10 protein-coding genes and 1 pseudogene are annotated in these 13,231 nt (G+C 46.0%); 4 read left to right on the forward strand and 7 right to left on the reverse strand.

The features are described from left to right. Positions 1-68: 68 nt before the first annotated feature. The 6 genes and pseudogenes from BC351_RS23880 to BC351_RS23900 all read right to left on the reverse strand — a co-directional run bounded on the left by BC351_RS23880 (position 69) and on the right by BC351_RS23900 (position 5,664). Complete coding sequence (locus BC351_RS23880; RefSeq protein WP_079415658.1) at positions 69-659, reverse strand: sensor domain-containing protein; 591 nt, start codon at positions 657-659, stop codon at positions 69-71. A 235-nt stretch (positions 660-894) separates the two neighbouring features. Further along, the gene (locus BC351_RS23885) at positions 895-2,682 is read right to left on the reverse strand and encodes a helix-turn-helix transcriptional regulator (protein WP_079415662.1); all 1,788 of its coding nucleotides are present in this window, start codon (positions 2,680-2,682) and stop codon (positions 895-897) included. Positions 2,683-2,810: 128 nt separating this feature from the next. Continuing rightward, positions 2,811-3,110, reverse strand: coding sequence for a hypothetical protein (locus BC351_RS23890; protein ID WP_079415666.1), 300 nt, complete (start codon positions 3,108-3,110; stop codon positions 2,811-2,813). Between the two features lie 33 nt (positions 3,111-3,143). Then, on the reverse strand, positions 3,144-4,103 hold the full coding sequence (locus tag BC351_RS23895) for an alpha/beta hydrolase (RefSeq protein WP_244209157.1): 960 nt from the start codon (positions 4,101-4,103) through the stop codon (positions 3,144-3,146). 29 nt (positions 4,104-4,132) lie between these two features. Beyond that, a pseudogene (locus BC351_RS42965) lies at positions 4,133-4,320 on the reverse strand (MerR family DNA-binding transcriptional regulator); the annotation flags it as partial. A 399-nt stretch (positions 4,321-4,719) separates the two neighbouring features. Further along, a complete protein-coding gene (locus BC351_RS23900) occupies positions 4,720-5,664 on the reverse strand; it encodes a helix-turn-helix transcriptional regulator (protein WP_079415673.1) in 945 nt (314 codons plus the stop codon). Between the two features lie 107 nt (positions 5,665-5,771). On the opposite strand from BC351_RS23900, the gene BC351_RS23905 reads away from it, so the two are divergent. The 4 genes from BC351_RS23905 to BC351_RS23920 all read left to right on the forward strand — a co-directional run bounded on the left by BC351_RS23905 (position 5,772) and on the right by BC351_RS23920 (position 12,590). After that, positions 5,772-6,965 carry an MFS transporter gene (locus tag BC351_RS23905; protein ID WP_079415675.1) on the forward strand — a complete coding sequence of 398 codons (1,194 nt, stop codon included), beginning with the start codon at positions 5,772-5,774 and terminating at the stop codon, positions 6,963-6,965. A 281-nt stretch (positions 6,966-7,246) separates the two neighbouring features. After that, entirely contained in the window at positions 7,247-10,366 is a 3,120-nt protein-coding gene (locus tag BC351_RS23910; protein ID WP_244209164.1) for a hybrid sensor histidine kinase/response regulator, read from the forward strand. 177 nt (positions 10,367-10,543) lie between these two features. Beyond that, entirely contained in the window at positions 10,544-11,527 is a 984-nt protein-coding gene (locus BC351_RS23915) for an iron-hydroxamate ABC transporter substrate-binding protein (RefSeq protein ID WP_079415679.1), read from the forward strand. A gap of 175 nt (positions 11,528-11,702) precedes the next feature. After that, complete coding sequence (locus tag BC351_RS23920; protein WP_079415682.1) at positions 11,703-12,590, forward strand: hypothetical protein; 888 nt, start codon at positions 11,703-11,705, stop codon at positions 12,588-12,590. A gap of 137 nt (positions 12,591-12,727) precedes the next feature. Here BC351_RS23920 and BC351_RS23925 read toward each other — a convergent pair whose 3' ends face one another. Continuing rightward, positions 12,728-13,159: a hypothetical protein gene (locus tag BC351_RS23925; RefSeq protein ID WP_079415686.1), complete on the reverse strand. Its 432-nt coding sequence runs from the start codon at positions 13,157-13,159 to the stop codon at positions 12,728-12,730. Between the last annotated feature and the right edge of the window lie 72 nt (positions 13,160-13,231).

Genomic DNA, 13,231 nt, shown 5'->3' on the forward strand with positions numbered 1-13,231 from the left:
CTCCCATGTCATCTATTCCCACTCTCTATTTGATTTGAAACATCGTATCGTTAGAAACTCCGGGTTTCTCATACTTTGTCAGTTAAACCTTTAGCCATAAAGCGTGTATAGCCACCTATCATTTTTACTAAGCCATTGCCCAAATAATGACCAATCCCCATAAGTATTACGCCTACAAGCATAATGAGGAGTGCTTCTTTCAAGGTTTGAATGGTCATCCCCATAATGGTTACGTCAATATACTTGTATAACAATGGCGTTACCATGAACATCAGAGGTGCCACATAGAACAGAACGGCACAAAGGATACTGACAAGTCCGATCACGAATTTCAACATCAACCAGCATATCGTTCTCCAATTACGCACATCCGACAGTTCCGCTTTCACCTGCTCCCATAAGCTTCCTTCACCCCTTCGGCTTGAGATCATGGCAATAGAGATATCGGTGTAGACCTTGGTTTGCGTCCGTTCATACTGCACGAATGCCCGGGTAGAACGCAGCACATAATGGAGGATCGGAAGCCCCACTAAGGTGAAAGCCATCCCGATACCGAAGGTGATTCCCACCAAATAAAAGCAAAAGTAAAAAAGTCCTGTCACAAAAGTAAGCAATAGAAATCTGAAGTTTCTCATGTACTTGCTGATGATTTGATTCATATCGTCTCTTCCTCTCAACTTGAATGATTCATGCACCCTTATAACTGCTATGCTAATGCTTATCCTGTCAAAACAGCTAGTGCCATAATGTCATGTGACATGAACTTTCGATAAAATAGGGCCATTTCAGGCTGCTCCCCTAGCAAAAAACACCCTATCGTCCACTTCCGGGAAGGAAGGTAGAAGACAGGGTGCTTGTGGGGTGGTCTTGCTTGATATTCGGTTATAGGTACGGCTATTCCTCAGGTCCAAGTACTTTCTGTACCGCCTCTTCACGATTGCGTACGCCCAGTTTCGCGTAAATCGTAGAGGCATAATTTCTTACAGTGCCGTCGGATAAATATAATTTGGCTGCAATTGACTTGTAGCGCAATCCTTTCGAGAGGCATTCCAGAATTTCGATTTCCCGCGGATTAAGACCATATTCGTTATTCTTTTCTTTGGGTACCTGCGAAATTGCCTGAATGTCATAGTTATCAATCAATACATTCGTAATATCTGGTGTAATTACTTTGGCGCCGCGATGCACGAGGCGTATCGTTTCGAATAGCTCCTGCGGCTCCGTAGATTTAAGCAAATAGCCATCTGCTCCGTTGCGCAAAGTTTCGACGGCCCTCTCCGTTTCTTGGAACGTTGTCAGGATCAATACGCGGACATCCGGCCACCTTGTCTTCATTTGTTTGGTTGCCTCCACACCATCCATATTGGGCATATGGAGGTCCATCAGCACCACATGAGGTTGAATCTGCTCGCAGATATCGAGGGCATCGACACCGTCTTCAGCCATGCCGACAATTTCGAAATCCTTTTCTCTTTCCAAAATAATTCGAAGACTCTCCCGGATATAGGGCTGATCGTCAACCAGCAATATACGAACCTTGCCCTCCGGAATTTCCACAAGCCGTGGCAAAACACACGTCACCATCGTTCCTTCTCCAGGCTTCGAATAAATATGAACCTGCCCTTGCAGGTTGGAAGCCCGCTCCTTCATGGCACTTACGCCAAAGCCTGCTTGCAAGTCTTCTTTGCCTAATCCATTATCCTGCACTTCCAGCCTAATCTGCTTCTCCTCATAGTGCAGGTTCACCATAATGTCACTCGCTTGCCCATGACGCACAGCATTGGTTAATGACTCCTGCAAGCACCTGTATAAGGTCATCTGCGTTTGCTTCGAAACCGAATACGTTTCCCCAAACGTTCTGATGCGAACCTTCACCTTAGAGAGCGCTTGGAACTCATCCACTAATTTCCCCAATGACTGTATAAGGGGCAATGTATCCTGAGGTGCGCCTACTTGATGCAGATATCGACGGACTTCCTCTAGGCTATTGCGGGTTAACGTTAGCAAGGCGCCTACCTTGTGCTCGCCTTCAGGTGTCTTCACCTCGGAGCGCAGCGTTTCCAGCCCCATCATAATGGAAGTAAATGAATGGCCCATCGTATCGTGCAGATCTTTGGATAAACGATTCCGCTCTTCTAGCAGTGTCATTTGCTCCATTTGGGAGATATACTGCTCTAAGACAGCGTATTGATCTCTAATAATGTTATTTTGCCGATGATTCACCATTAATAAATGAAAAGCAAACCCCAGCACGTAAGCCAAACCAAAATCCAGGATCAAATTCACGGCATACTCTTGCTGCGACAACTCAGCTAATAAGAATGGAATCAAAACAATCGTGATAGGACCAGCCCAACGATAAGACTTCTGAGCGCTATTACTGGCAATTATAAAAGCAGGTGCCATAAAAACGAGATAAGACTCCGGAAACAAATAAGCCAAATACAAGCAAAGACCTCCGGTAAGAAGCATCTCTGCGATGAGGTAATACATGTAATGCAGCTGCAAACAGATCCAGGGAGCTGAGAAAGCGATAATCCCCCATGCCATAATGGCCCAGAAGGTTATAGTGATATGCTCCGACACCAATCCCACGGTAACGAGTATAGAAGCAAAGAATAAAATACGAATCAGAAACAACAACCAATCATACCAAAACCAATTCTTAACAAGGTTAAACAATCCATTTCCCCCTAAACCCTTTGCTGACTTATCCCTTATTATATGGCAAGCCTTTGAAGGCTACTAGTTACAAAAAGTCATAATAAGGGGTGACATTTATGCTTACGGCCTCATTTTTGTATTTATTGCTATGAAGTCGTTCCTTCTCCTATCATTTTAACCTTATCCCCATTTTGTAATTTGTTCATGAATACGGTTTTGGAACCTTCTTTACTGCTTAAATTGTCCATTGCTGCTTGTGCGGTTTCGTCTGTGAACAGTGAGGGTATCGTTCTGTTTTCTGTCTTCACAATTTTGAGTTTAGTGTCAGGAAGGTATAATGAAATGGCTTTAACAACCGTATAGTTGACATAATACCTGTATCCTCCATAACCAATGAAAGTTACTACGAGTATGCCCAAGATGAGTAGTGTTTTTTGGTGTTTCAAAATTCAACTCTCCTAGAAAAAATAGAATGTTTCTTACAGCTGCACTTTCAATTCATCCTCTACTCTTTTCAAAAAAGAAAGAACAGCCGCATTCATTTGCTTTAGCCCTGGTTGTTCAATCGGGAAGTGCCCGGCCCCCTCTAGCATTACACATTCTTTTTCACCTTTTAGGCTGTCAAAAAACGGCTCACTAAACCTATATGGGGTCATAGGATCTATTTCTGGATGAACGAGCAAAACCGGACAAATGTCAAAGTTCTCAGGTTGGATGATCGGTTTCATGTTTAAAAATGTTCTTAATAAACGTAAAGGGACCTTCGTGCCTGCCGCATGAGCATCATTCCTAATAAGCTGGGTCAATTCATCGTTATTCGTAATTAATGTCATGCGAGACACAGCATTGACAGAAATCTGCAAGGAATCTAATAAAACCGGGAATGTGTCCATAAGCCATTTCCCAAATCTACTAATCAGTAAGTTAGGAGCTAGCTGATCACGAACCTTCTGATCACTCGTATCAACGAATGTTGTTGCAATTACCCCTTTGACCTGTTTACTCTGCACAGCGGCGTGATAAGCTAACATGCCTCCTATACTGCTGCCCAGCAAAACAATAGGTTTGCCGTCCCGCTTCAATTCTTGATCAATCAATTCAGCAAGGATGTCAATCCAAAGCTGATAATCCAATAATCGTCCCGAACCCGAATAACTTAAGCCATAAGGTGGCAAATCTGGCGACACTACTTCATAACCGCATTGTTGCAGCATCCGTGCATAGGGAGCTAGCAATCTACCATTACCGCCAGCACCATGAATGAATATTACTTTTAACTTAGCATCCAGAACTGGCATACGATCGAGATGAACATGCACATTGTTCCACGCCATCCATTCTTCTGCTGGTAAATTATTTTCAGTTATCCGCATGTTTTCAGGAAAAAACTTCTGATACTGTTTCCAGTAATCTATGGATGTATTATAGGTTGAAAACATAGATATCTCCTTGTATAGGTCAAATTGTAGTAGCCTAATGATTTGGCGTCTTTAATAAATTTTATTTTGACCAAAAAGTCATTGGTATAGATCCGGTACCCATTTGCTACCCGCTGGGGAGCAGGCAGGACGCCACTCACTCTGCTCATAGTAGCGGATCGTTGCCATGCTTAAGTCTGTTCGCTTCGCCAGCTCTCCCGCGGGTCATCTCTTCCATGCCTGTCCCCACTGCCATGAATTAAGCGCATCCCACTGGCTTGTACTTACACATTAAAATAGCTGACGAAGGCCCGAGCATCCGCAGATTGGGCAACTGTTGTTTGGTAAACCTGCAATTGTGCATCTTTTTTCATGATAAAATGACCTCTAGCATTGAATTCCTGCGATTGTGCAGGCTTTCCCAGCCAAATCCTGATTTCAGGGCGGAAATGCTTCGAAAGCCTGCATAATCGCAGGCTTTTCTACTTTTTGCACGATTTCGTTGAAAAAGCCTGCATTTTCGCAGGCTTCTATAGATTCTCTGACTCAGCAAGCAATAAGAGTAAGTCTTGGTAAAGACAAGCCAGCCCATTATCCCAACCCACGCGGAGCACCAATAACTTGTAGATATGCGGCTTTATGAATACAATGCCAGCAGCTCATGAAGCCTCTTCCGAATCGCTTCTTTCAATTCCGCCGGTCCTTCCAGGACGACTTCGTCTCCTAGTCCAATCATAAACTCCGTATAGAAAGGGATGTCACTGCGTGACACATCCCAATCAATCCACCCGCTTCCGTCTTCGCGCACATGCAGCATAGGAGCAAGCCACAGCTCAGCTTCGCAGCGCTGGATGCCGCCTCGGCTTAGCTCTGCGCGCAGCCGAACGGGCTCTCTCGGCTCCGCAGCCTCGCGCCGGCTGAGGCGCACGTCGCCTAGATCGAGCGGCTCCGTGCCGGACGGATCATCTACCGCCCCGCGAATCCGGTCGCATCGGAAAACACGAAAGCCCTGACGCAGGAAGCAGTAGGCCGTGCAATACCAAAAACCGTTGTTTGCGTATAGGCAAACAGGCTGAATTCGGCGGCTGCCCGCCCCCTCCTCCTTCGACTCGTAGTCCACGACGAGCACCTTCTGATGTACGGCCGCATCGAGAAGAATGGCCAAACAAGGGGCATCGCCCCGCCTTGTTGGTGTAATGAAGTCGACCCGGTCCTTCATACCGTCGATCCGATCCCGGATATCACCGGGCATATGAAGGTAGAACTTGTTCAGCGCCGCAGCAGATTCCGTCTCGAACGGCAGTGAGGAGTAATGGCGCAGGGCGTGCACCGCAAAGAACATCGCTACGGCCTCTTCCTCCGTGAATGCGATGGGAGGCAGAACCCTCTCCCTGATGACCTGATAGCCTCCGTGCGGACCCACCTCAGAGTATAGCGGCACACCCAGCTCACTCAGCTCCTGCAAATCCCTTAAAATCGTACGTGTAGAGACCCCGAATTCGTCGGCAAGCTCCTGAACCTTGAACCGCCTCTTCCGGTTCACAGTCATCATCAATTCCATCAATCTTTTGGACTTGGGCATCCGGATCAGCCCCTTTTATCGGAATATTTAAGTTTATGACAAGTTTTGTCACTATTATAGCTTACGATAGAAAACGTAAGCAACATTAAACCAAGGAGTGGTCCACCATGCGTAAATATACCGTTCTGTTCTTCCTCATCATGTTCATGATTGGAACGGATACGTTCCTCATCTCTCCCTTGCTGCCGACGCTGCAGGTGCAATTCGGCGTGTCGACAGCAATTGCCGGATGGATGCTAGGCGCCTACACATTCGGCTCGGCCGTTTTCGCCTTGATCGCAGGGCCTCTGTCCGACGGCTGGAACCGAAGAACCGTTCTGCTGAGCGGCCTGCTCGGATTCTCCGTCTCGACGATCATGTGCGGCTTCGCGGACAGCTTCTGGACGATGTGCCTGTTCCGCCTCCTTGCCGGCATTAGCGCCGCGTTCACGGCTCCGCAGGTATGGGCATCCATTCCTGCCGTCATGCCTGCACCCAAAATATCGAAGACAATGGGCATCGCCTTCGCAGGGCTTGCTGCTGCTCAAGCGCTTGGCGTGCCGATCGGAAGCTGGCTTGCGACCGCCCACTGGTCGGTTCCGTTTTGGACAATTGGCATTACTTCGCTGCTGCTAGCCCCTGTTGCCTTCTACTTGCTGCCCGATATCAAGCCTGCCGCACGCTTGGGTGGTGAGCAGGTGTCCATCCTCCGCCGCTACATCCCTCTTATTCGGAGCGGCAAGGCAAGAAGCGGCTTCCTCGCCTACCTGCTCCTTCACTTGGGGAGCGGTACCGCTTTTGCTTTCGCCGGCAAATGGATGTATGACCGCTTCGGGCTTCCAATCGGGCAGATCGGCACCGTAATGATGTTCCTTGGATTCGGCAGTCTCTTGGGAAGCATGATTAGCTCCCATGCAGCCCGAAAGCTAGGGAATGTGAACACGGTTGCGCTTGGCATGGCGATGCTCATGGTGCTATATGCGGTTATGCCCCATTTGCCAGGCCTCCCTGTTGTAACAATGGTCTATCTGGTCATTTTCGCCACGCTTGGCGTGATCTTCCCGATTGTTATGGGGGCACTTACCTCCCTGAACGCCTCGATTCGAGGGACGATCTCCAGCCTAGCCAACTCGACAATGAACGGCGCGAACACGCTTGGTGCGTGGATTGCCGGCATGCTCTATGTCCAGTTCAACGGATATGCCTCAATCGGCATTTTCTCAGCAGTCTGCCTGGCGCTCTCGCTAGGAATGTTCCTCTTCGGAGGCGTCTTGGGGAAAGAAACAACACGTAAACCCGAACAATCCGTATCCTCTTCCTAAGCGCAGAAGGCAAAAAAAGCAGTCCGCAACGGCCATACGCCAACAGTGGACTGCTTTTATTCTTCTTCCTTTGCCTTACTTTACTTTCCTTTTGCTTGCTTGTTGGCGTGCTTGTTGTCCTACTCTTTTCCCTTCTATTCGCCCTCCTTTGCCCGCTCCTCCGCCTGCGCATCTACCTTCTCTCCACCTGTCTCATTGCCTTTTTTTCGCGAAAACAGTGTTACGCTCTGCAAATCCCTGAATAAAGGAATAACACTACTTATGTCGAATTTTCGTGTATGATGATGCGAATAAAAAATAAAACCACCCTAACCCATATAGCCACAATTCTAGTATTTCTAAGTGTTCTCCTTGGCCTGCGAATGGCATGGTCGGAACTGTTTACGACAGCGGACCAGCCAGTTGTTGTCAATGGCGTGCTCGACATGCGCGGCATAGACTTGGACCATTCCCCTCCGATCGCGTTGAATGGCGATTGGCAATTCTACCCTGCGAAATTTCTATCTCATGAAGACGTACAATCAGTTGTTGACACCCCCCAGCGCGTTAAAGTTCCGGGAGACTGGAGACAGGCCCTAACGAACAGCTCGGGTTCCTCGTATGGATACGGAACGTATAGGCTGCGTATTCTAATCGATCCCCCGAAGCAGCCCGTTGGCTTCTGGTTCCAAAGTATAGAGGCTTCATCTGAAGTCGAAATTAACGGAACTTTCTTAGGCGGTCTCGGTAAGCTTGCCACGAATGCGGAGGAATACATCCCTTATAATGCTTCCTACACAGCCTCCTACTCGGTGGAAGGAACAACCGAGATCGAATTGCTGATCCGTGCAGCCAACTTTGACGAACCTTTTAAAGGCGGGATTACGCGCTCCATTCGTTTCAGCTCTCAAGCCGCGATTGACTATGTACGCTGGTATTCCATCGGCTTTCAAATGGTCACGTTTGTTGTTTTGCTGCTTCACAGTTTATATGCTTGCATTCTCTATGTATTCAATCCTAAAGAACGGGTTTTACTCATTACCGGTCTGTTAACCCTGTCTGTCGGAATTGCCGTGATGGCGGGTCATGATAACATACTCATGCTATGGCTGCCAATCAACTATACATGGGCGATGAAGATCAAACTCTTTTTTCTCCTGTGGCAAAATTTATTTATCCTTCTTCTTTTCAGAAGATTTTCTTTGGCCCCATCCGGGAATAAATGGCTGAAAGCATACACCGCGGCTCTTATCTGCCTGTCGGGAATCCTGCTGGCCGCACCCGCTTCATGGGTGAATGGAATGGTCGATCTAAACATATTTATTGTCTTTTATATATTTCCATTCGCTTGGTTTATTTATATCGTAGGAACGATGATCTTCAAAAAACAGACCGATCAAGATATTTTCTTCTTACTTCTAACCGCCGTTGGCATAATATCCAACTTAATCTGGAGTATCGCAGAGTCGATTACAGACATAACTACCGTTTATTATCCTATTGATATTATTGCCGCTATCACCGGATTTTCCGCGTATTGGTTCAAGAAATACTTCCGGCATTCCAGGGAAAACACCCAGTTGAACGAACAATTAAAAAAAGCCGATAAGCTGAAGGACCAATTTCTCGCCAATACGTCGCATGAACTGAGAACGCCGCTGCATGGCATTATGAATATCGCACAGACTGTTGTGACCAAAGAGAAAGAGAAGTTGAATGAGAGCAGCCTTAAAGATATGGAACTGCTTATAACAATAAGCCGCCGTATGTCGCATATGCTTGGGGATCTTCTTGACGCCGCACGGCTTCAGGAACACCGCATTGTGCTGCAGCAGGAGCCCTTGCAGATTCAGTCGATCGTTCCTGGCTTAATCAGCATGTTGAAATTTATGGTAGAAGGCAAGCCCATCCAACTGAATACGGATATCATGGAATCGATGCCGCAGGTCATGGCCGATGAGAAAAGACTCGTACAAATTCTATACAACCTCTTGCATAACGCCCTCAAATTCACGGAAACAGGAACAATCACCGTTTCCGCTGAGGTTCAGGAGGGACGTGCCCTCATCCAGATTTCGGATACTGGGGTTGGCATGAGTAAGAAAACACAAGCTCGAGTGTTTCTCCCTTATGAGCAAGGTGCAAGCGATGGACAAGGCATCGGGCTTGGCTTAAGCATATGCAAGCAGTTGGTAGAACTGCATGGTGGTGCGCTCACCGTTCGCTCCGAGCTGAATAAAGGCTCCGTATTCAGCTTTGATCTGCCGTTAGCTGCAGTGTCGAATCTTTCATTGTCGCAGCACCCTCTTCCTAGCAGCCACACCTTGGATGGAACAGCTGATGCGCTTGCTGGATTGATTTCTCAGGGCACCGCTATGGGCGAATTGGCAGCCTCCGTGCTGATCCCACCGCTTTTGAATGACAAGCAGATGAATATTCTTGCCGTTGATGACGACCCCGTCAATCTGAATGTGCTCGTTGGCATCCTTTCTTCGGAACCATATACCATCACGACTGCTCATTCAGCTCGCGAAGTGTTGGAATTGCTCGGTACACAGCAATGGGACCTACTAATTGCCGATGTCATGATGCCACACATGTCTGGCTACGAATTGACACAGCGAGTAAGGGAGCATTACTCCGTATCGGAGCTTCCGGTTTTGCTGCTTACCGCGCGTAGCCAGCCTGCTGACGTCTACACCGGATTCGCAGCGGGAGCCAACGATTATGTGACCAAGCCTGTAGACGCCCTTGAACTGAAATACCGAATTCGGGCGTTGACCACGCTGAAGCAATCTATCAATGAACGCTTACGTATGGAAGCCGCCTATCTTCAAGCACAAATTCATCCGCATTTTCTGTTTAATACGCTGAATTCAATTATGGCACTCAGTGATATAAACACGGAGAAAATGCGAGATCTAGGCGTTGCTTTTGCAGCTTATTTACGAATTAGCTTTGATTTCCTGAATACAGGAGAACTCGTTGAACTATCCCATGAGCTGGAGCTTGCCAAAGCCTATTTGTATATCGAAAAAGAGCGGTTTGAGGACAGATTGTCTATCGTATGGGAGGTTGAAACGAACGTCAACTTGCTTCTCCCCCCGCTTTCCATCCAACCGCTGATTGAAAATGCTGTCAAACACGGCCTCCTTAGTCAAAATAAAGGCGGTACCGTTCATATTCGGATTACCCGTCAGGACAACTTCACGCTGATTGAAGTGAAGGATAATGGCAAGGGTATGGAGCAGGACAAGGTCATTCAGCTATTGAGCCCAACCATGAAGGGCAAGAGTGGGATTGGTCTCTCCAATACGAACCGGCGATTGATACAATTGTATGGACAAGGCTTATTTATTTTCAGCAAGCCCAATGAAGGAACAACCGTTTCGTTCGTCATCCCTGATAAGAGAATGAAGTAGACTATTACTGATATGAGATGGTTCCTAAATTCATTAGGAGCCGTCTTTTTCGTGGTGTTATAGGTTGACAGCTATTCACCCCCCCCTTTATAATGAGCAATGGTATGATTATGATAATCATTATCAATATAGGCTTATCAATAATTATTAGCACTAGATCATAAAGGGGAGTCATCTATGAAAAAACTATTCATTCCGTTAACCTTAGCTTCTGTCCTTCTACTTAGCGCATGCGGTGCCAACTCTGCGAACACTACTAACAATACAAGCAGCTCATCTTCGGCCGCGCCTTCAAATTCGGCGTCTCCATCGGCCTCCACCACACCAGCTTCGAAATCCAGCACCTTGATTTACCAGTCTGAGGAAGGACCCGTTGAGGTTCCGAGCAATCCCCATCGTGTCGTTGTCATTACTAGATTTCTAACAGGCAATGTGATGGCGCTTGGCGTGCCGGTAGTCGGCGTGGATGAAATGTCCAAGACCAATCCGAAATTTGAAGAAAAGCTGAAAAACGTTCAGGCCATTACAGACGAAAGTGTTGAGAAGATTATCGAGCTGCAGCCGGATCTCATTATCGGTCTCTCCGACATTAAGAACATTGACAAATTCAAGAAGATCGCCCCTACAGTCACATATACTTATGGAAAAGTGGATTACTTAACACAGCAGCTGGAGATCGGCAAATTGCTGAATAAAGAGAAAGAAGCGAAAGCTTGGGTTGACGATTTTAAAACGCGGGTTAAAACGGCTGGAGAAAAGATCAAGGCGAAGATCGGGGAAAATGCCACCGTTTCAGTCATTGAAACATTCAATAAGCAGCTCTATGTTTATGGCGACAACTTCGGCCGCGGCACCGAAATCCTCTATCAAGGAGGCTTCGGGCTTGCTAAACCGGAGAAGGTCCAAACAGCGACGCAGAAAGAAGGCTACTTTGCCGTATCGTCAGAAGTTCTGAAGGATTACTTTGGCGACTACGTCATTTTCAGCAAAAATGCAGATGAAGACAATTCGTTCCAGAATACTGAAACGTACAAAAACATTCCAGCAGTCAAAAATCAACGTGTCTATGAAGCCAACGCAAAGGCTTTCTACTTCAACGATCCGCTTAGCATGGAGTATCAGTTGGAATTCTTCATTCAGAGCTTTCTTGGCAAACAATAGGTAATCGATTCAAATTTCGAAAACAGAGCATGGCATTCATTTGGCCTTGCTCTGTTTTTTATTTAAGGGTACCTATAAACCTAAAAATATTGTCATATTTTGAAAGGTATTGTAAGATGTAACTTACAATCATGCCAAAACAATGATCCCAAGCGGACAAAGGAGAGAGTAATACATGAGAAAAAGCATACAACGAACATCCGTTATCTTAGCACTAGTTCTGCTCGTTGCCGTATTCGCATCCTTTACAGCTTTCGCAGCAAATGAAAAACGTTTCGATTTGAAAAATGGTAATTATGTAACGATTTCAAACGTTGTTGAAACGAAAAAAACAAAAGACGTAGGTTATGGCGATACTTTGTACGTCGTGACTGCACCCGTAACCATTACCTTCCATGGCGAGATTACGGAAGAGGCATCCATTGCTAAATGGGTTGACGATGAAAGCCTGGACTATGTGAACATCAAGGATAACAAAGCTGAGCTCACCGAAGCTGTTAGATATGGCGTTTTCCCTGTGTTCAAGAATGAGGCCCGCGAAGATAATGCCGCTATTCTTCTTCAAGTTGTGGCTGGCACTGCGGAAACTACAAAACCGGTTACCAACCCTCCTATTGAAACAACGGCCCAATCTTTGCTTGTAGCTCCAACAGCAGCCAAAGTTTTGGTCAATGGCAAAAGCGTATCCTTTGAAGCCTACAACATTAACGACAACAACTATTTCAAATTGCGGGACCTGGCTTTTGCTGTCAATGGTACCGAAAAGAACTTTGAAGTGAGCTGGGACGCTGCCAAGAACGCAATCGCTCTCCTTTCCCAAAAAGCCTATACGCCAGAAGGTACTGAATTGGCTGTTTCTGGACAGCAAACCAGCAAAACCGTAACGGAAACAAAAGCCAACGTTACACTCGACGGCAAAGATATCAAATTTATTGCCTACAACATCGATGGCAACAACTACTTTAAGCTGAGAGATGTGGCTCAATTGATGAATATCGGCGTTACATGGGATGCGAAAGCTGGTTCAATCGGCATCGACACCAAAGCCGCTTATACAGAATAAGCCTTCCTAGAGGCAATTCATAAACAAAAGCAGATCTGTCCGCGTATCCGGCAGATCTGCTTTTTTGCAGAGATTTTATCCATGACGAGTAGACGTATGTCGATATCCTTGTTCGATAATTCACGATTTAAGGATATTCACTTTACTTCATGTTTTAAACCTTGCTTTGAAAAATACTCTGAAAGTTCTTGTGAAGTTTTAAAAATAACTTTTAATTCCTCAGAAAAATCCTTACCTTTTGATGGATCTAATTCTGCTATTGTATTCATAAAGTATATGTCCATCAAACTCAATCGCATCAATTTCAGACTATCAGCCATTACTTGCTCTTCCAAGGATGCATCAACATTTCCTTCATATGAACTAATAAATTTGATCATTTCCTTTTCTTTTTCAGTTGGCATATAGACTTCTTTTACCTTAGCGCCCTTAAGTATCTTGGTTGCTACGTCATCCATCAAAACATAATATTCGAAGCCTTTTTTAACATTAGCAGGAGCATTATTACCACAAGCAGTTGTACCGAGCAAAATAACAAAACTAAGAATGATTACCAATGCATTTTTCAAAATAGTTAGCACCTCTCTATTTCTTATCAAAATCTATAGAAGACTACTCTATTATACCTATGTTGTTTCCAA

Origin of the sequence: Paenibacillus ferrarius, assembly GCF_002027705.1 — a bacterium.
In the GTDB taxonomy this organism is placed as follows: domain Bacteria; phylum Bacillota; class Bacilli; order Paenibacillales; family NBRC-103111; genus Paenibacillus_E; species Paenibacillus_E ferrarius.

What these genes read in the sequence shown, in the direction of transcription:
- BC351_RS23880 (WP_079415658.1), bottom strand. Translation starts at nt 659, where the DNA reads ATGAATCAAATCATCAGCAAGTACATGAGAAACTTCAGATTTCTATTG.
- BC351_RS23905 (WP_079415675.1), top strand. Translation starts at nt 5,772, where the DNA reads ATGCGTAAATATACCGTTCTGTTCTTCCTCATCATGTTCATGATTGGA.
- BC351_RS23920 (WP_079415682.1), top strand. Translation starts at nt 11,703, where the DNA reads ATGAGAAAAAGCATACAACGAACATCCGTTATCTTAGCACTAGTTCTG.
- BC351_RS23915 (WP_079415679.1), top strand. Translation starts at nt 10,544, where the DNA reads ATGAAAAAACTATTCATTCCGTTAACCTTAGCTTCTGTCCTTCTACTT.
- BC351_RS23910 (WP_244209164.1), top strand. Translation starts at nt 7,247, where the DNA reads ATGATGCGAATAAAAAATAAAACCACCCTAACCCATATAGCCACAATT.
- BC351_RS23895 (WP_244209157.1), bottom strand. Translation starts at nt 4,103, where the DNA reads ATGTTTTCAACCTATAATACATCCATAGATTACTGGAAACAGTATCAG.
- BC351_RS23900 (WP_079415673.1), bottom strand. Translation starts at nt 5,664, where the DNA reads ATGCCCAAGTCCAAAAGATTGATGGAATTGATGATGACTGTGAACCGG.